Source organism: Shinella kummerowiae (assembly GCF_009827055.1).
Classification (GTDB): Bacteria; Pseudomonadota; Alphaproteobacteria; order Rhizobiales; family Rhizobiaceae; genus Shinella; species Shinella kummerowiae.
The window spans coordinates 361,535-380,139 of the sequence record NZ_WUMK01000002.1 but is presented as its reverse complement, the minus strand read 5'-3'; the positions used below and the strand labels follow the sequence as shown (position 1 = coordinate 380,139).

20 protein-coding genes are annotated in these 18,605 nt (G+C 63.6%); 17 read left to right on the top strand and 3 right to left on the bottom strand.

The annotated features are described in order from the left end of the window. Positions 1 to 189 precede the first annotated feature (189 nt). The 15 genes from trpS (at position 190) to trmB (ending at position 13,778) form a co-directional block, all read left to right on the top strand. Positions 190 to 1,257, top strand: coding sequence for a tryptophan--tRNA ligase (gene trpS, locus GR138_RS06300; RefSeq protein ID WP_160857764.1), 1,068 nt, complete (start codon positions 190 to 192; stop codon positions 1,255 to 1,257). Between the two features lie 89 nt (positions 1,258 to 1,346). Then, entirely contained in the window at positions 1,347 to 1,838 is a 492-nt protein-coding gene (locus GR138_RS06295; protein WP_069060190.1) for a universal stress protein, read from the top strand. Between the two features lie 159 nt (positions 1,839 to 1,997). Beyond that, positions 1,998 to 2,570 carry a NifU family protein gene (locus tag GR138_RS06290; RefSeq protein ID WP_160857763.1) on the top strand — a complete coding sequence of 191 codons (573 nt, stop codon included), beginning with the start codon at positions 1,998 to 2,000 and terminating at the stop codon, positions 2,568 to 2,570. Positions 2,571 to 2,600: 30 nt separating this feature from the next. Then, positions 2,601 to 3,248, top strand: coding sequence for a tRNA (adenosine(37)-N6)-threonylcarbamoyltransferase complex dimerization subunit type 1 TsaB (gene tsaB / locus GR138_RS06285; RefSeq protein ID WP_160857762.1), 648 nt, complete (start codon positions 2,601 to 2,603; stop codon positions 3,246 to 3,248). Between the two features lie 3 nt (positions 3,249 to 3,251). After that, entirely contained in the window at positions 3,252 to 3,746 is a 495-nt protein-coding gene (locus tag GR138_RS06280) for a GNAT family N-acetyltransferase (RefSeq protein ID WP_202402533.1), read from the top strand. A gap of 41 nt (positions 3,747 to 3,787) precedes the next feature. Next, positions 3,788 to 4,213 (top strand): Fur family transcriptional regulator, encoded by a 426-nt coding sequence (locus GR138_RS06275; protein ID WP_160857761.1) that lies wholly within the window; start codon positions 3,788 to 3,790, stop codon positions 4,211 to 4,213. Positions 4,214 to 4,253: 40 nt separating this feature from the next. Continuing rightward, entirely contained in the window at positions 4,254 to 5,042 is a 789-nt protein-coding gene (olsA, locus tag GR138_RS06270; RefSeq protein ID WP_160857760.1) for a lyso-ornithine lipid O-acyltransferase, read from the top strand. A 54-nt stretch (positions 5,043 to 5,096) separates the two neighbouring features. Continuing rightward, positions 5,097 to 6,485: a tRNA (N6-isopentenyl adenosine(37)-C2)-methylthiotransferase MiaB gene (miaB, locus tag GR138_RS06265; protein ID WP_246200312.1), complete on the top strand. Its 1,389-nt coding sequence runs from the start codon at positions 5,097 to 5,099 to the stop codon at positions 6,483 to 6,485. A 26-nt stretch (positions 6,486 to 6,511) separates the two neighbouring features. Further along, positions 6,512 to 7,564 carry a PhoH family protein gene (locus tag GR138_RS06260; protein ID WP_160857758.1) on the top strand — a complete coding sequence of 351 codons (1,053 nt, stop codon included), beginning with the start codon at positions 6,512 to 6,514 and terminating at the stop codon, positions 7,562 to 7,564. Positions 7,565 to 7,582: 18 nt separating this feature from the next. Next, positions 7,583 to 8,092 carry an rRNA maturation RNase YbeY gene (gene ybeY / locus GR138_RS06255; protein ID WP_160857757.1) on the top strand — a complete coding sequence of 170 codons (510 nt, stop codon included), beginning with the start codon at positions 7,583 to 7,585 and terminating at the stop codon, positions 8,090 to 8,092. 9 nt (positions 8,093 to 8,101) lie between these two features. Next, on the top strand, positions 8,102 to 9,268 hold the full coding sequence (locus GR138_RS06250) for a hemolysin family protein (protein ID WP_160857756.1): 1,167 nt from the start codon (positions 8,102 to 8,104) through the stop codon (positions 9,266 to 9,268). Positions 9,269 to 9,472: 204 nt separating this feature from the next. Next, the gene (gene lnt, locus GR138_RS06245) at positions 9,473 to 11,056 is read left to right on the top strand and encodes an apolipoprotein N-acyltransferase (protein WP_160857755.1); all 1,584 of its coding nucleotides are present in this window, start codon (positions 9,473 to 9,475) and stop codon (positions 11,054 to 11,056) included. 149 nt (positions 11,057 to 11,205) lie between these two features. Further along, positions 11,206 to 11,625, top strand: a complete 420-nt coding sequence (locus GR138_RS06240) for a helix-turn-helix domain-containing protein (protein WP_160857754.1) — start codon at positions 11,206 to 11,208, stop codon at positions 11,623 to 11,625. A gap of 205 nt (positions 11,626 to 11,830) precedes the next feature. Beyond that, positions 11,831 to 13,069, top strand: a complete 1,239-nt coding sequence (metK, locus tag GR138_RS06235) for a methionine adenosyltransferase (protein WP_160857753.1) — start codon at positions 11,831 to 11,833, stop codon at positions 13,067 to 13,069. Between the two features lie 7 nt (positions 13,070 to 13,076). Further along, positions 13,077 to 13,778, top strand: coding sequence for a tRNA (guanosine(46)-N7)-methyltransferase TrmB (trmB, locus tag GR138_RS06230; RefSeq protein WP_160857752.1), 702 nt, complete (start codon positions 13,077 to 13,079; stop codon positions 13,776 to 13,778). Between the two features lie 20 nt (positions 13,779 to 13,798). Here trmB and GR138_RS06225 read toward each other — a convergent pair whose 3' ends face one another. Together GR138_RS06225 and GR138_RS06220 are read right to left on the bottom strand one after the other, a co-directional pair. Then, positions 13,799 to 14,056 (bottom strand): BQ00720 family protein, encoded by a 258-nt coding sequence (locus tag GR138_RS06225; protein ID WP_069061543.1) that lies wholly within the window; start codon positions 14,054 to 14,056, stop codon positions 13,799 to 13,801. Between the two features lie 132 nt (positions 14,057 to 14,188). Then, positions 14,189 to 14,620, bottom strand: a complete 432-nt coding sequence (locus GR138_RS06220; protein ID WP_160857751.1) for an Hsp20 family protein — start codon at positions 14,618 to 14,620, stop codon at positions 14,189 to 14,191. Positions 14,621 to 14,802: 182 nt separating this feature from the next. Here GR138_RS06220 and GR138_RS06215 point away from each other — a divergent pair, with 182 nt between their 5' ends. Both GR138_RS06215 and GR138_RS06210 read left to right on the top strand, forming a co-directional pair. Then, a complete protein-coding gene (locus GR138_RS06215) occupies positions 14,803 to 15,744 on the top strand; it encodes a nucleoside hydrolase (protein ID WP_160857750.1) in 942 nt (313 codons plus the stop codon). After that, positions 15,744 to 16,103: a hypothetical protein gene (locus tag GR138_RS06210; RefSeq protein WP_210253447.1), complete on the top strand. Its 360-nt coding sequence runs from the start codon at positions 15,744 to 15,746 to the stop codon at positions 16,101 to 16,103. Before GR138_RS06215 ends, GR138_RS06210 begins: the two co-directional genes overlap by 1 nt. A gap of 60 nt (positions 16,104 to 16,163) precedes the next feature. On the opposite strand, the gene GR138_RS06205 is transcribed toward GR138_RS06210, so the two are convergent. Further along, a complete protein-coding gene (locus GR138_RS06205; RefSeq protein WP_160857748.1) occupies positions 16,164 to 18,494 on the bottom strand; it encodes a methyl-accepting chemotaxis protein in 2,331 nt (776 codons plus the stop codon). Positions 18,495 to 18,605 lie beyond the last annotated feature (111 nt).

Here is an 18,605-nt window from a genome sequence, read left to right as displayed (position 1 = left end):
AGGAGTTTCTGATGAGAGGCCGAATCGGGCCTCTGCCGACGATGCGCGCTGCCTCCGCCCCTCTTGATCGACATGCCCGCGCCGTGCATAAGCGCCCACATATTTTTCGTGCAATTCCGGACGGAAAACCGCCCTGGAACGGCTTCAGCAACAGGATCAGGCCCTCCACCCGCCTGAAGGAACACCGTCATGAGCGCATTCAAGCCTCTCGTCTTTTCCGGCGTCCAGCCGACCGGCAATCTCCATCTCGGCAACTATCTCGGCGCGATCCGCAAGTTCGTGGCCCTTCAAGCCGACAACGACTGCATCTACTGCGTCGTCGACCTGCACGCGCTCACTGCGCAGCTGGTACACGAGGACATGCGCGGCCAGATCCGCTCGATTGCCGCGGCGTTCATCGCCTCCGGTATCGATCCGACGAAGCACATCGTCTTCAACCAGTCCGCCGTGCCGCAGCATGCCGAGCTTGCCTGGATCTTCAACTGCGTGGCGCGCATCGGCTGGATGGAGCGCATGACCCAGTTCAAGGACAAGACAGGCGGCAAGAATGCCGAACAGGTCTCGCTCGGCCTGCTCGCCTATCCAAGCCTGATGGCGGCCGACATCCTGGTCTACCGCGCCACCCACGTACCGGTCGGCGACGACCAGAAACAGCACCTGGAACTGACCCGCGATATCGCCCAGAAATTCAACATCGACTTCGGCAGCCACATCCGCAGCGCCGGTACCGGCGTCGATATCGTTGTCGGCGAGGAGCCGGTGCACGCCTATTTCCCGATGGTGGAGCCGCTGATCGGCGGCCCGGCGCCGCGCGTCATGTCGCTGCGAGACGGCACGAAGAAGATGTCGAAGTCGGATGCCTCCGATCTTTCGCGCATCAATCTCACCGACGATGCCGACACGATTTCCAAGAAGATCCGCAAGGCGAAGACCGACCCGGACGCGTTGCCGAGCGAGGTCGACGGCCTGAAGGGCCGCCCCGAGGCGGATAACCTTGTCGGCATCTACGCGGCACTCTCCGACAAGAGCAAGGCCGAGATCCTGTCCCAGTTCGGTGGCCAGCAGTTCTCTGCCTTCAAGCCGGCGCTGGTCGACCTCGCCGTCACCGTGCTGTCGCCGATCACCGACGAGATGCGCCGCCTGATGGACGACACGACCCATATCGACGCCATCCTGCGCGACGGCGGCGAACGGGCGCGGGCACGGGCCGAAAAAACCATGAAGGAAGTTCGCGACATCGTCGGTTTTGTGCAGTAAGGTCGCCGCGAAACGTCCCGACGCAATTCAGCAAAAGTGTGCGCGGTTTTGCGCCTGGAATTACGTCGGAAATAGAGAAAAGGGGCCGTATGGTTTCTCGACGACTTTCCCGCCTTGAAGGCCACCGCCGGAAATTTCTGGCGGTCATCGACGACACGCCGGAATGCCAGCGCGCCGTCCACTATGCGGGAAGTCGGGCGAAGAACTCCAATGGCGGCGTCGTGCTGCTCTATGTGATCGCCAATGCCGATTTTCAGCAATGGCTGGGTGTCGAGGAGATCATGCGGGCGGAAGCGCGCGAGGAGGCGGAAGCCGTGCTCGCCAAGGCCGCACAGGCCTTGCGCGAAGCGGTCGGCATCGAGGCGGAAATGGTCATCCGCGAAGGTGTCGCGAGCGAAGCCATCAACGGGCTGATCGAGGAGGACCGCGATATCGCGATCCTCGTTCTGGCGGCCGGATCCGCCAAGGAAGGGCCGGGGCCATTGGTCTCGTCGCTCGCCAGCCGCGCGCAGGCCTTCCCGATCCCGGTCACAGTCATTCCAGACCAGCTCAGCGACGAGGAACTGGACGCGCTGAGTTAAGGCAATTCCAGCAAGCGTGCGCAGCGGTTTTGCGTGTCGCGAATTGCGCAGGTGAAGGACTGACTGGTCTTGAAGACGGGCGTGGAAAAGCCTATCTTCTTTTGAATTATTCTAAATGTCTTGGCCGGCCGGCAAGCGCCGTGCCGCACGGAGAGAAAGATGTTCATCCAGACCGAAGCGACGCCGAACCCGGCGACCCTGAAGTTCCTGCCGGGCAAGATCGTGCTGGAGAGCGGCACGGCCGAGTTCCGCGACGAGACGGAAGCGCGCGCCGCTTCGCCGCTGGCCGCCCGCCTGTTCGGTGTGCCGGGCGTCACCGGCGTGTTCCTCGGCTATGATTTCATCACCGTCACCAAGGACAGCGCCGACTGGCAGCACATGAAGCCGGCCATCCTCGGCAACATCATGGAACACTTCATGTCCGGCCAGCCGGTCGTGGCGAGCGGCGCGCTTGCCGGCAGCGACCAGCCGGAAGAGGGCGAGTTCTTCAACGAAGGCGATGAAACCATCGTCGCGACCATCAAGGAACTGCTCGACACTCGCGTCCGCCCGGCCGTGGCGCAGGACGGTGGAGACATCACCTTCAAGGGTTTCCGCGACGGCGTCGTCTATCTCAACATGAAGGGTGCCTGCTCGGGTTGCCCGTCTTCGACGGCGACGCTGAAACACGGCGTGCAGAACCTTCTTCGCCATTTCGTACCGGAAGTGCAGGAAGTTGAAGCCGTCATGTAACGCCTGCCCCGCGAACCGCCGGTCGCCGACATGATCGTTCTTGCGATCGATACGGCGGGCACGGGCTGTTACGCGGCGCTCTATGACACGGATCAGGACACGATCCTCGGCGCCGCCGGCGCCGATATCGGCCGCGGCCATGCCGAGCAGCTGATGGATTTCGTCGATGCGGCACTCGATGCCGCCGGCATGACCTTGCAGGACATCGGCCGCATCGCGGTCACCGTCGGCCCCGGCTCGTTCACCGGCATCCGCGTCGGTGTTGCGGCCGCGCGCGGCCTTTCGCTGGCGCTTGGTGTTCCGGCCGTCGGCGTCTCGACGCTTGCGGCGATCGCCGCCGACCACCAGACAGGAAGCCCTGTTATGGTCGCGATGGATGCCAAGCGCGATGAGGTCTATTGGCAGCGGTTTGCAGCCGATGGTTCGGCAGCCTCGACGCCGGCGATCGCTTCCCTCGACGAGGCGCGCGGCATTGCCGCCGGACATGACGGTGAACTCGTCGGCTTCGCCGCCGCCTTGCTGCGCGACGGTGCGCCCCAGGCGGGCGACGGCGTCTCTATCGCCACCGTGGCGCGCCTCGGTGCAAGCCTCGATCCGCAAGCTCACTTGCCGAAACCGCTCTATCTGCGCGGCCCCGATGCCAAGCCGCAGGCGGGATTCGCGATCCGGAGGGCGTGATCTATGGTGCTCACCGACTATTTCACCCGCAAGCCGACCTTCGATATTTTCCCGCTCGAAACCGCCGATGCCGGCATGGCCGCGATGTTGCATCGTGCGCGGTTTGCCCAGCCGTGGAACGATGGCGAATTCCATTCCCTGCTGTCGCAGCCGCCGGTCTACGGCTTCGTCGCGCTGCGTGAAGGCGTGCTCGGCCGGACCGCCGGCGGCTTCGTGCTGGGCCGCGCCGTGGCGGGAGAGGCGGAAATCCTGACGATCGGCGTCGACCTGCGCTTCGAGCGTGCCGGCCTCGGCTGGCGGCTGATGCAGGCCGCGCTGCGCGAGGCGAAGATGCGCGGTGCGGAGGATGTTTTCCTCGAGGTCGACGACGGCAATGTCGCGGCCTGCGGGCTTTACGCCAAGCTCGGCTTCCTCAAGGTGGGCGAGCGCAAGGCCTATTATGCCGCGGCCGATGGCCGCCGCTCCACGGCGCTTGTCATGCGGCGTGATCTTCGCTAGTTCCCCTGTATTGGGAGGCTGAACGAACAAGGGCGGGTCGTATGACGGAAGTGGAGAAATCGCTGGAAGAGCTTTGTGTCGAGCGCGGCATGCGCATGACGGAGCAGCGCCGAATCATCGCGCGCGTGCTGGAAGGCTCTGCCGATCATCCTGATGTCGAGGAGCTCTACCGCCGTTCGTCCGCCGTCGATGCGCGCATTTCCATCTCGACCGTCTATCGCACCGTCAAACTCTTCGAGGATGCCGGCATCATCGAGCGGCACGATTTCCGCGATGGCCGCTCGCGCTACGAGACGGTGCCGGACGAGCACCATGACCACCTGATCGACCTCAAGACCGGCCAGGTCATCGAGTTCCATTCGCCGGAAATCGAGGCCCTGCAGGAACGCATCGCGCGCGAGCACGGCTTTCGTCTCGTCGATCACCGCCTGGAACTCTACGGCGTTCCCCTCAAGGAGGGCGAGTGAGGCCAACCCTTGCTCCCTCTGAATGCCTGCCGGTGATCCTTTGATCACCTGGCTGCGCCTTGCCATAGGGCTGATCGTTCTCGTCACGGTGACGCTGGTCCTGCTGCCGATCCAGCTTGTCGGCCTGCGCTTCAATCTGAAGATCCGCCGCCGTCTGCCGCGGCTCTGGCATCGGGTCGCCTGCCGTGTCCTCGGCCTGAAGGTGCGCGTGCATGGTACGCCGGAGCCCAGCCGCCCGCTGCTGATCGCCGCCAATCATGCCTCCTGGAAGGACATCATGGTGCTCGGTTCGGTGGCCGATGTCGTCTACATCGCCAAGGCCGAGGTGCGCGGCTGGCCGGTCTTCGGCCTGCTCGCCCGCCTGCAGGCGACGATCTTCGTGGAGCGTGAACAGCGCCAGAAGACGGGCGACCAGGTGGACGAGATCGCGCGCCGCCTGACCGATGGCGAAATCGTCGTGCTCTTCCCGGAAGGCACGACCTCGGACGGCAACCGCCTCCTGGAGATGAAGACCTCGCTGTTCGGCGCCGCTGCGTCCGCCGTGCCGCATGCGCCGGGCGGCGTCGTGCATATCCAGCCGGTGTCGATTGCCTATACCGGCGTGCACGGCATGGCGATGGGGCGCTTCCACCGGCCGCTTGCCGCCTGGCCGGGCGATATTGAACTCCTGCCGCATCTTCTCGGCGTGGCGCGCGAGGGCGCGGTCGATGTCGACGTCGATTTTGGCGAGCGCGTGGACTACACCCGGGCCAGCAACCGCAAGCAGGTGAGCCGAGAGGTAGAGGCGCGCATCCGCGCCATGCTGGGGGCGCGGCTGCGCGGCCGGTAGATCCACAGCAGACGGGGCTTCATTTTCCGGGGTTTTTCCACTATGGAAGCGGCCATGAGCGAACAATCCCTCTCCACGCCTGTCGTAATCGCCACGCCGAACACCCGCAAGGTCTTCGTGAAGACCTATGGCTGTCAGATGAACGTCTATGACAGCGAGCGCATGACGGATGCGCTGTCGAAGGACGGCTATCAGGCGACGGACGTGCTGGAAGAGGCCGATCTCGTCCTTCTTAACACCTGTCATATCCGCGAGAAAGCAGCGGAAAAGGTCTATTCCGAACTCGGCCGCCTGCGCGACATGAAGAAGGCCCGCGCCAAGGATGGCCGCGAGATGGTGATCGGCGTCACTGGCTGCGTCGCCCAGGCGGAGGGCAAGGAAATCCTGCGCCGCGCGCCCGCCGTCGATCTGGTGATCGGCCCGCAGACCTATCACCGCCTGCCCGACGCCCTGCGTCGCGCCAAGGGCGGTGAGCGCGTCGTCGAGACGGACTACGCGCTTGAGGACAAGTTCGAGCACTTGCCGGCGCCGGAAAAGGCAAAGACCCGCGCCCGTGGCGTCACCGCTTTCCTCACCGTGCAGGAAGGCTGCGACAAGTTCTGTACGTTCTGCGTCGTGCCTTACACGCGCGGATCGGAAGTGTCCCGCCCCGTCTCGCAGATCGTCGCCGAAGCCGAGCGCCTCGTAGATGGCGGCGTGCGCGAAATCACGCTGCTCGGCCAGAACGTCAATGCCTGGCACGGAATCGGCCCGGATGGCACCGAATGGGGCCTCGGCGACCTGCTCTACCGCTTGGCCGAGATCGAGGGCCTCGCGCGGCTGCGCTACACGACGAGCCATCCGCGCGACATGGACGACCGGCTGGTTGAGGCGCACCGCGACCTGCCGGCGCTGATGCCTTACCTGCATCTGCCGGTCCAGTCGGGCTCGGACCGCATCCTGAAAGCCATGAACCGCCGACACACCGCGGCAGAATACATCGCCCTCATCGAACGCATCCGCGCGATCCAGCCGGAGCTGGCGATCTCGGGTGATTTCATCGTCGGTTTCCCCGGCGAGACCGATCAGGACTTCGAGGACACCATGCGTCTCATTGAGACGGTCGGTTATGCACAGGCATTTTCGTTCAAATATTCCATTCGTCCCGGCACGCCGGGCGCGGAAATGGACGGCCATGTCGACGAGGCCGTGAAGTCGGAACGCCTTGAAAGATTGCAAGCTTTGCTGTTTCGCCAGCAGCGCGAATTCGCCCGCACCTGCATCGGCAAGGAGATCGACCTGCTTCTGGAGAAGCCCGGCCGCATGCCGGGACAGCTCGTTGGCCGCTCGCCCTGGCTGCAGCCTGTGAATGTTGATGCAAAAACGTCGGAAATCGGTGACATTATCAGGGTACGAATCACCGATGCCGGGCCCAACAGCCTCTTCGCAGAAGCGATCAGGTGACGGGCGGACCCAAGGAGCTTGACCGCTTGAACGGACACGAACTGATGACGTCATCGCCGCGCCAGTCGAAAACCCAGACCGACGCAAATCACTTCGTGCTCACTTTCGAGAACAATCGATACGCAAGCGAGCTCTTCGGCCAGTTCGACCAGCACCTCAAGCTTATCGAACAGCGCCTTGGCATCGACGCGCGGGCGCGCGGCAATTCCGTCTCGATCTCCGGTGAAATCGCGGCCACCAACCAGGCCCGCCGTGCGCTCGACTATCTCTATGGGCGCCTGCAAAGCGGCGGCTCGATCGAGCTTTCCGATGTCGAAGGCGCGATCCGCATGGCGATCGCCGCCGATGACCAGCTTTCGCTGCCGACCATGGAGCGCAAGGCCAAGCTCTCCATGTCGCAGATCTCCACACGCAAGAAGACCATCGTCGCCCGCACGCCGATGCAGGATACCTATATCCGCGCGCTGGAGCGGTCCGAACTCGTCTTCGGTGTCGGCCCGGCCGGCACCGGCAAGACCTACCTCGCCGTCGCCCATGCCGCCCAGCTTCTGGAGCGTGGCGCGGTCGATCGCATCATCCTGTCGCGTCCGGCCGTCGAAGCCGGCGAACGCCTCGGCTTCCTGCCGGGTGACATGAAGGAGAAAGTCGACCCCTATCTGCGGCCGCTCTATGACGCGCTCTATGACATGATGCCGGGTGACAAGGTGGAACGTGCGATTGCCGCCGGCGTCATCGAAATCGCACCGCTCGCCTTCATGCGCGGCCGCACGCTGGCCAATGCCGCGGTCATCCTCGACGAGGCGCAGAACACCACCTCGATGCAGATGAAGATGTTTTTGACGCGTCTTGGTGAAAACGGCCGCATGATCGTCACCGGCGACCCCAGCCAGGTCGACCTGCCGCGCGGCGTCAAGTCGGGCCTCGTCGAGGCGCTGCAGATCCTCAAGGGTGTCGAAGGCGTCGCGGTCGCCCGCTTCAAGGATGTCGACGTCGTGCGCCATCCGATGGTCGCCCGCATCGTCCGGGCCTATGAAGCCCAGACGGCCGTGCAGGACGAAAGCGAGCAGATCGACCGCTGAGGTGGTCCTCCTAATCTTATGAGCGAACTCGACATACAGATTTCCGTGGAGGAGGGCGCATGGCCCTCCGAAGAGCGCCTGCGCGAGACGAGCGAACGCGTTCTGGGTGTCGCGGCACGATTTCTCGCAAGAGAGGAAAAACAGCCGTTCCCCAAGTCGGGTGCGCCCGAAGTCTCGCTGGTCTTCACCAGCGACGACGAGATCCGCGGCATCAATGCGGAGTGGCGCAGCCAGGACAAGCCGACCAACGTTCTGTCCTTCCCGGCTTTCCCGCTGACGCCCGGAAAAATGCCGGGGCCGATGCTCGGCGATATCATCTTTGCCGAGGAAACGCTGACCCGCGAGGCGGGCGAACTCGGTAAGCCTTTTGGCGATCATCTCACGCACCTCCTGGTGCATGGATTTCTGCATCTCTTCGGCTATGATCACATGGACGACGAAGAAGCAGAAAAAATGGAAGGGCTGGAGACTCGCATTCTTGCCGAGCTTGGCCTATCTGACCCATACGGGGATGGCCCCGATGAATAGTTTGGACCAATGAGCGACTTCAGAAACCAGTCCGTAGCGACGGAAAAGAGCGAGGCGGACGCCTCAAGTCAGGACGAGGCGGGCAGTAGTAGCAGCGCGCCGAAGCACGAAAGCGGGGGCCGGTCATCGTTCTGGTCCCGTGCGACACGGCTTTGGCGCATGACGGGCGCCTCCTCGCTGCGCAAGGACCTCACCGAGGCCCTGATGACGGAAGACACTGGCAGTGAGCCGGCCTTTCTGCCCGAAGAACGGGCGATGCTGCACAACATTCTTCGTTTCCGCGAGGTGCGGGTCGAGGACGTCATGGTGCCGCGGGCCGATATCGAGGCCGTCGACCAGGACATCACGATTGCCGAACTGATGGTGATCTTCGAGGATTCCGGCCGCTCGCGCATGCCGGTCTATAATGAGAGCCTCGACGATCCGCGCGGCATGGTGCACATCCGCGACCTTCTCGCCTATGTCACCAAGCAGGCCCGCAACAAGCGCCGCACCCGGGCGAAGAACGGCACGGCCGCCGCTGCTGTCGCCGTCGCCGAGAAGCCGGCGCGGACACCCAAGCCGGAATTCGACCTTGGACGTGTCGATCTTTCCAAGACCGTCGCCGAAGCCGGCATCATTCGCCAGGTTCTCTTCGTGCCGCCCTCAATGCTTGCCGCCGACCTGATGGCGCGCATGCAGGCCGATCGCACGCAGATGGCGCTCGTCATCGACGAATATGGCGGCACCGACGGTCTCGCCTCGCTGGAAGACATCGTCGAGATGGTCGTTGGCGATATCGAGGACGAACACGACGACGACGAAGTGATGATCCAGCGTGTCAGCGACGACGTGTTTATCGCCGATGCCCGTGTCGAACTCGAGGAACTGGCCGAAGCGATCGGCCGGGATTTCGATATCCGCGACCAGCTCGAGGACGCCGATACGCTGGGCGGCCTGATCTTCGCCTCGCTCGGTCGCATTCCGGTGCGCGGCGAGGTCGTGCAGGCGGTGCCGGGCTTCGAGTTCCATGTGCTCGATGCCGATCCGCGTCGCGTCAAGCGCGTGCGTGTCACGCGCAAGCGCGCCGGCTCAGTCCGTCGCCGCGAGCGCCGGCCGGAAGGCGAAGGCACGACCATACCCGCCGACCGTGCAGCGCTGCCTGAACAGCAGAATGACGGGGCGAGTGCCGAATAGGCCGCGTCTGCCATTCCTCTAAAATGATCTGCGCCTTGTGCCGCCGTGAAGCGGGACAAGGCGTTGGTTTTTTGGAAGACTGGCGCGGGCTGATTCGGGCAGCAATTCCAGCGCGGCGCGCAGGGGGCGTCCGGAACTGCGAAAAACAAGGGGACAGAGCGTTTGCGCGCTTTGAAACGCGCGGGCTCGAGCAAAGGGGACGGCATGGAGCGGCTTGCGAGCACGGTCATGCTCCTGTCTGGAACGAGACGGGCGCTTGTGGCATTTCTTGCGGGCTTGATCGGCGTGCTGGCGCTGCCGCCCTTCGGCTTCTTTGCGGCCTTCTTCGTGTCCTTCACCCTGCTTGTCTGGCTGCTCGACGGTGCGAGCGCCGCGCCGGAGGCCGGCTTCCTGCGGCGCCTCGCGCCGGCCTTCCGTATCGGCTGGTTCTTTGGCTTCGGCTACTTCGTCGGCGGGCTCTGGTGGCTCGGCAATGCACTGCTGGTGGAGGCCGATGCCTTTGCCTGGGCTATACCGATCGCCGTGCTCGGCCTGCCGGCCTTCCTTGCATTCTTCTACGGTTTTGCGACGGCGCTCGCCCGTCTCCTGTGGTCCGATGGCATGGGCCGCATCGCCGCGCTCGCCCTCGCCTTCGGGATCGGCGAGTGGCTGCGCAGCACGCTTTTCACCGGCTTTCCCTGGAACGCCGTCGGTTATGGCGCGATGCCGGTGCCGCTGCTCATGCAATCATCCGGTCTTCTCGGCATCGCGAGCATGAATGCGCTCGCGGTTTTCGTCTTCGCCGCGCCGGCACTGCTCGGCACGCACCGAGGCAGGGTTCCCGGTCTTTCGCTCGCCGTGCTGCTCTTTGGCGCCCATGTCGGTTACGGCTATTATGCCCTGACCATGGTGCCGGCGCCCGAAAGCCAGACGACGGTCATCCGCCTCGTCCAGCCGGTGATCGACCAGGCGACGAAACTCGATGATTCCGCCCGGGCCGAAATTTTCGAGCGGCACCTTTCCCTGAGCGCGGCAAAGCCGGAAGAGGGGGGCAAGCGCCCCGATATCGTCGTCTGGCCGGAAACCTCCATTCCCTTCATCCTGACGGACAATCCGGATGCCCTGGTGCGCATTGCCGATGTGCTGGAGGACGATCAGGTGCTGATCGCCGGCGCGGTGCGCATGGAGAGTGCCGGCTCCGGCAAGGCGCCGCGCTACTATAATTCCATCTACGCGATCGACGGCAAGGGGCAGATCATTGGCGCGGCCGACAAGGTTCACCTGGTGCCCTTCGGCGAATACATGCCCTTTGCCGAGGTCTTTGAGAGTTTTGGCGTGAGCGCGGTCGCCATGCCGGGCGGGTTTTCCGCCGCCCGCGAACACCAGCTCCTCAAAGCGTTCGGCAAGGGTTTTTATCCGCTGGTCTGCTACGAGGCGATCTTCCCGCAGGAGATCAACGCTGCCGCCGACGACGCGGCCGCCTTGCTGAACGTGACCAACGATGCCTGGTTCGGCAACACGCCCGGCCCCTACCAGCACTTCCAGCAGGCGCGTCTACGGGCCGTCGAGCGTGGCCTCCCACTGATTCGCGCTGCCAACAATGGCATTTCGGCCATCATCGATGCGAAAGGACAGGTCGTGGCCGGTCTGGCGCACGACGTACCGGGCTTCGTGGACGCAACTCTACCGGGAAGGTTTACGCTAGGGGAGGGGGTAAAGTGGCGAAACTGGTCATTTCCGATCGTTCTCGGCTTTCTCCTCGTTATGGTGAGCATTTCTCGCATTGGTTTTAGAAACAGGGTGAATTGACCAAAAACCCCTAAAATAGCATAGTGCACGCCGCCGGCCGTTGTACTGTATTGTGGGGACCTTCAGAGGTTACGCATACAACGTGACGTTAAGTCATGGTTAAGGCTGCCGGATGGGTGGGGCCAATTCCGCGCGTTAGGACGAAAGTGATGATGGAAAACAAAAAGAAGCCGAATCCGATCGATATTCATGTCGGCAGCCGGGTCCGGCTTCGCAGGACCATGCTCGGCATGAGCCAGGAGAAGTTGGGGGAAAGCCTCGGCATCACCTTCCAGCAGATCCAGAAATACGAAAAGGGCACGAACCGCGTCGGCGCAAGCCGGCTGCAGAACATTTCGAGCATCCTGAACGTCCCCGTCTCCTTCTTCTTCGAGGACGCGCCCGGCGACCAGGCAAACACGCAGGCCGGGTTCGCGGAAGCCTCGAGCTCCAATTATGTGGTCGATTTCCTGTCGTCCTCCGAGGGTCTTCAGCTCAACCGCGCGTTTGTCCGGATCGGCGATCCGAAGGTGCGCCGCAAGCTCGTCGACCTCGTCAAGGCGCTGGCGGCGGAAGCCGAGCTTGAGTGATTAATCGTTCTGGCAACGGATGAAAGGGCGGTCCCTCGGGGCCGCCTTTCCTGTTTTTGGCGACCCGTATCGCACCGTTGGACGACGCCGGACAGCACCCCAAATCACGGGACATAAACATATTCTTATGTCCTTCTGTGCTTGTCTTTCCCCCGCGAACTGAATAACAACGTCGAAGTCTATTTTCTTTGAGGGGAATTCCCGCATGCGCAGCAGTTATCTCTTCACCAGCGAGTCCGTCGCCGAAGGCCATCCGGACAAGGTTTGCGACCGTATCTCCGACGAAATCGTCGATCTGGTCTATCGCGAAGCCGTGAAGTCGAAGGTCGATCCCTGGTCGGTCCGTATTGCCTGCGAGACGCTTGCCACGACCAACCGCGTCGTCATTGCCGGTGAAGTGCGCCTGCCGCCGAGCCTGCTCAAGAAGGACAAGGACGGCAACGACGTCATCAACCCCTCCAAGTTCAAGTCGGCGGCCCGCAAGGCGATCCGCGACATCGGCTACGAGCAGGACGGCTTCCACTGGAAGACGGCGAAGATCGACGTGCTGCTGCACTCGCAGTCTGCCGATATTGCCCAGGGCGTCGACAACGCCGCCGACAAGCAGGGTGACGAGGGCGCCGGCGACCAGGGCATCATGTTCGGTTACGCCTGCCGTGAGACGTCGGAACTCATGCCGGCGCCGCTCTACTATTCGCACCGTATCCTTGCCCTCCTCGCCGACGCCCGCAAGAAGGGCGAAGGTGACGCGGGCAAGCTCGGCCCCGACGCCAAGAGCCAGGTGACGGTGCGCTACGTCGACGGCAAGCCGGCCGACGTCGCCTCAATCGTGCTGTCTACCCAGCATCTCGATGAAAGCTGGGATTCCAAGAAGGTGCGCCAGGTCGTCGAGCCTTACATCCGCGAGGCCCTGCACGACATCAAGATCGCCGACGATTGCGTTTGGTACATCAACCCGACGGGCAAGTTCGTCATCGGCGGCCCGGATGGTGATGCCGGCCTCACTGGCCGCAAGATCATCGTCGACACCTACGGTGGTGCGGCCCCGCACGGCGGCGGCGCGTTTTCCGGCAAGGACACGACCAAGGTCGATCGTTCGGCCGCCTATGCCGCCCGCTACCTCGCCAAGAACGTCGTTGCCGCCGGCTTTGCCGATCGCTGCACGATCCAGCTGTCCTACGCCATCGGCGTCGCCCAGCCGCTGTCGGTCTATGTCGACCTGCACGGCACCGGCAAGGTCAGCGAAGATGCCGTCGAAGAGGCCGTCCGCAAGGTCATGGACCTCTCGCCGTCGGGCATCCGCCGCCATCTCGATCTCAACAAGCCGATCTATGCCAAGACCGCCGCTTACGGCCATTTCGGCCGCAAGGCAGGCCGTGACGGTTCGTTTGCCTGGGAGCGCCTCGACCTCGTCAAGGCCCTCAAGGACGCGCTGAAGAACTGAGGACGACATGAGCGATGCAGAGCGCCGCAGCCGGGCGACCGAGGCCTTTTTCGGCCGCCGCAAGGGAAAGCCGTTGCGCGAACGGCAGGTGCAGCATCTGGAAACATTGCTGCCGGAGCTGAAGGTCGATCTTTCGAACCCGGCCCCGGTGGATATCACGACGCTTTATGACGCGAAGCCCGCGCGCCTGCGCCTCGAAATCGGTTTCGGCGGTGGCGAGCATCTCATCCACCGCGCGGTGGAGCAGCCGGAGACCGGCTTCATCGGCGTCGAGCCGTTCGTCAACTCGATGGCGAAGCTGATTGGCCGCGTCGAGGAGACGGGTGCGAAGAATATCCGGCTCTATGATGATGATGCGACGGAGCTTCTGGACTGGCTGCCGGCGGCCTCGCTCGATCAGATCGACCTGCTCTATCCGGATCCGTGGCCGAAGAAGAAGCACTGGAAGAGGCGGTTTGTCTCCAGGGTCAATCTGGACCGCTTTGCCCGGGTGCTGAAGCCGGGCGGGCTCTTCTGCTTTGCGTCCGACATCGACACCTATGTCAACTGGACGCTTATGCACTGCGGGGCTCATCCCGCTTTCGTGTGGACCGCGGAAAATGCGGCCGATTGGCTGACGCCGTTTGCCGGCTGGCCAGGCACGCGCTACGAGGCCAAGGCCAAGCGCGAAGGCCGGAGCTCGGCCTATCTCACCTTCCGCCGTCTCTGACGGAAGGATTCAATTCGGTATCAGTGCAGGCTGACGGTGCGCAGCTCGTCTTCGGCGGCCTTGTAGAAGGTGCTCGAACGGTTGTCGGTGAGCAGGATCGGCGTGCCGTCGGCGCCGAACAGCGCCCAGAGGTCGAGGCTCGGGTCGATTTCGGGGGCTTCCGGGAAGACGCGCGACACTTCGTCCGCCTTCATCTTGCGGATATAGCCGACTTCACCTGCGCCGAGATGCGCAAGGTCTGCCTTCGAGACGGTGTGGATTGCAGTTTTCAGTCCCATCTTTGCCTCCATGGCAATGCCGGCATATGCCGGCCGCTGGACGCCTTTGGCCACAATGGCCCATCGGTGCGTCAGCGATCAGGTTACGCTCGAGACGGTCCGGCGGGTGTTCCCGCAGGAACGGCTCATGACCTAGTCTGATACGGAAATGTTAATTTTCTTTACCATTCGCTGCGGCTCCGGACGGACGAGATCGACCGCCAAGAGACCGTTCTTCAGTTCGGCGCCCTGAACGCGCATGCCATCGGCAAGCACGAAGGTGCGCTGGAACTGGCGGGCGGCAATGCCGCGGTAAAGATAGTCCCGCTCGCCGCTATCGATCTGGCGGCCGCGAATGACGAGCTGGTTTTCCTCCGTCGTCACATCGAGCTCCTCGTCGGAGAAGCCTGCGACGGCAAGCGTGATGCGCAGGCGCTCGGGAGCGCCGCTCTCGCCATCCGGCCGCAGCCGCTCGATATTGTACGGTGGGTAGCCATCATTGCCCTTGGCGATGCGCTCAAGGGTCTTCTCCATGGCGTCGAAACCCAGGAGCAATGGGCTCGTAAAAGGGGTCATGCGTGTCATGCGTCTAGTCCTTGGCTTCAAGCGACTGTAAGGGGACCCGACATCGGCATCCCATTGGCTGCAATATGGTGATTGCGCGCGCATGACGCAAGACGCTTGCGAAAGGCGATTTCGCAAATATAGTCGCCGCTTCGCCTGCGCCGCGCGGGCAGAATCATAAGAAACAAGGGACGGAAACGGGCATGTCTGAGCCACGGAAAATCATCATCGACACGGATCCCGGCCAGGACGACGCCGCCGCGATCATGCTGGCGCTCGGCAGCCCCGAACTCGATATCCTCGGCATCACCACGGTCGCCGGCAATGTGCCGCTGACGCTCACCTCCCGCAACGCCCGCATCATCCTGGAATTCTGCGGCCGGCCCGATGTGAAGGTTTTTGCCGGCGCCGACAAGCCCGTCGCCCGGCCGCTCATCACGGCCGAACATGTGCACGGCAAGACCGGCCTCGATGGCCCGGAACTGCATGACCCGCAAATGCCGCTGCAGGCGCAGCACGCCGTCGATTTCATCATCGAGACGTTGAAGCGCGAGCCGGCCGGCACCGTGACGCTCTGCACCCTCGGCCCGCTGAGCAACATCGCCACGGCACTGGAGAAGGCACCGGAGATTGCCGGGCGCGTGCGCGAACTGGTCATGATGGGGGGTGGTTTCTTCGAGGGCGGTAACATCACGCCGGCCGCCGAATTCAACATCTATGTCGACCCGGAAGCCGCCGCCACCGTCTTCAAATCCGGCATCCCGATCGTCATGATGCCGCTCGATGTGACCCACAAGGTGCTGACGCTGAAAAGCCGTGTCGCGAAACTGCGCGAAATCGGCAGCCGACCGGCCATCGCGCTGGTCGAGATGCTGGATTTCTTCGAGCGCTTCGACATCGAGAAATACGGCTCCGATGGCGGCCCGCTGCATGATCCGACGGTCATTGCCTATCTGTTGAAGCCGGAGCTGTTTTCCGGCCGCGACTGCAATGTCGAGGTGGAAGCCGCCTCACCGCTCACCGTCGGCATGACGGTGGTCGACTGGTGGCAGGTCACCGGGCGCAAGCACAATGCGCGGGTCATGAAAGATGTCGACGCCGACGGCTTCTTCGCTCTGCTCACCGAGCGCGTCGGTCGCCTCTGATGCGCGGGCCGCGCAACGCCGCCCCGGGCGCGGAGGGTCGCTTCCACAAGGAGATGATGAGCCTCTACGATCGCTTCGCCGAGCTTGGCTTCCGCCCGGTCCTGTTGCGCCGTTTCGTGCTGTTGAACGGCGGCGTGGCAGCGGCAAAGGAGCTCGTCTTCAAGCCCGGCACGACGGGTCTGGAGCGCCTGCTCGATGCCGGCAAGGCGGAGCTTTCGATGGAGGCGATGATGCTTCGGCCCGAATATCGGGGCCTGTTTTCCGAGCTGGAGCTGAAGGAGGCAACACAGCGCCTGGCCAATGCCAGCCGCTCCCGCTCGCGTGGCAGGCTTCAGGCGCAGCCGACCGAACCGAAGTAATTACCCGCAAACAAAAAGGCCGGCGTTTCCGCCGGCCTTTTTGTTGGTCTCTATCCTGGCTCAGAATTCTTCCCATTCGTCGCGGGCGAGTGCCGTGTTGCCGGCGACCTGCGGTATGGAGCGTGCGGTCGTGCGCGGTGCCTGGTAGCTTGGGCGCTGGGCAGTCTGCGTGCGGGCCACCTGCTGCACCGGCTGGGCGGCCATGCTGGCGGCGCCGGCGCGGAAGCGGGCGACGAGCGACTTCAGCGTCTGGGCCTCGTCGTTCAGGGCCATCGAGGCGGCGGTGGTTTCCTCCACCATCGCGGCGTTCTGCTGGGTCACCTGGTCCATCTGGTTGACGGCCGAGTTGATCTCCTTGAGGCCGACGGCCTGTTCGGAAGCCGAGCCGGAGATCTGGCGGATGAGGCCGTTGATCTGGATGACCTGGTCGGCGATATTTTCCAATGCACCACCGGCCTTACCGACAAGATCCACACCCTCGCGGACCTGCACCTCGGAGGTGTTGATCAGCGTCTTGATCTCCTTGGCCGCATTGGCGGAGCGCTGGGCGAGTTCGCGCACTTCCTGGGCGACGACGGCAAAACCCTTGCCGGCTTCACCGGCACGCGCCGCTTCAACGCCGGCATTGAGCGCCAGCAGGTTGGTCTGGAAGGCGATGTCGTCGATCACGCCGATGATGTTGGAGATTTCGCGCGAGGAATGCTCGATGCCGTGCATTGCGGCAATGGCCTTCTGAACGACCTCGCCGGACTTGCTGGCATCCTGGCTCGCCGTTTCCACCGACTTGGCGGCGACGCGGGCATTTTCCGCGCTGGAATTGACCTGCGAGGTGAGCTGGTCGAGCGCTGCTGCGGTCTCTTCCAGGCTGGCGGCCTGCTGCTCGGTGCGGTGCGACAGGTCTGCCGCGCCCTTGGAGATTTCGCCGGTGCCGCCGCCGATATTGCCGACCGAGGCGTTGACCGTCTGGATCGTCTCTTCGAGGCTGGCGATTGCCGAGTTGAAGTCGGTCTTGAGCTTGCCGTATTCGCCGGGGAAGTCGCCGGAGAGACGGAAGGTCAGGTTGCCGGAGGAAAGCTGCGCCAGGCCATCGCCAAGGCGGGCGACGATATCGCGCTGGAGCGCGGTCGATTCCGCGCGTTCGGCTTCCGAACGGCCGCGCTCGGCTTCGGTCATCTGGCGCTGGCTGTCGGCCTCGGCTTCGAGGCGCTTGGTGTCGGCGAGCTGGTGACGGAAACCCTCCAGCGCCTTGGCGACCGAGCCGGTTTCATCCGAACGCTGCTGGCCGGCGATCGGCTGGGTATAGACGCCGTTGCTGAGCGTTGCCACGTCGCTGACGAGGCCGGCAAGCGGCTTCTGCACGAAGAAACGAACGGCGAGGTAGAGACCGGCGAGCACAGCGCCGAGCACGATCAGGCCGCCGATAACCATCACAGTGGTCTGTTCGTTGACCGGAGCGTTGATCGCGGTGTGCGGCACATCGACGAGAACCGCCCAGGTCGTGTTGATGTCCGGCAGGGCGAACGGATAGACGACGCGGTCGAAGGAGGCGAGTTCGTCGAACGAAAGGTCTCGGATATGGCCGATCTTGCCGGTGGTGAGCGCATCTTTGACGATCTCGTGACCCTGGCCGTCATAGTCTGTCATGAGGAGATCGGCGGTCGGTGCGACGATCCATTTGCCGGTCTGCGAGACCAGCATGACGCGGCCTTCGCCGAACGGCTTCAACTGGCTGAGCTGGTCGTAGAGCGTCTTCAGCGAGACGTCGACGCCCGTGACGCCGATGAGCTTACCGCCGGAATTGACGGGGTAGGCGATGGAGGCCATGGTCAGGCCTTCGCCGGTCGAGGTTTCTGCATAGGGCGAGCTCATGGCGCCCTTGCCGCTCTTGGCGGCCAGTGCGTACCATTCCGCCTTGTAATCGGATTCGAAGGTCGACAGCGTGATCGAACCGTCCTTGCGCTTCGTCCAGTAGGGGTTGAACGAGCCGTCCTTGAACGTGCCGCTCTCCAGTTGCTCCGCCGTCTCGCGCGACTTGCCGTCGAAGGCGTTCGGCTCTTCGGCAAACCAGCTGCCAAGGGCGAAACTGTTCTTTTCGGTGTTCGCCTTGATGATGTTGACCACCGCCTTGCGGTCCAGCAGGCCGTTGGCATGCCCCTGTTCGATCACCCCGCCCATGGCGCGGGCGGCACCTGCAAGCGCGCCGATGTCGGCAGCGATATCGGCCGCAATCGCCTTCGCCTCGGTATCCGCTGCGGTATAGACGAGGTCTGAGACGCGGGTCTGGGTCTCGGAGATCAGAACGGTGTTGGAGGCGAGCATCACCAGGGCGATCGTGCCGCCGGTGACCGCTATAAGCTTCGTCGCGAGCGACTTGGCCTGGAACTTGAACATGAAATCCTCACGATGAAAGACGTCCGCGGCGACCGGCCGCGATAGGGCAGATTCATTTGCGGGGGTCTCCATCATGGAGGGCGGGGCGCGCGACCAGCGCCAGAGACGAGC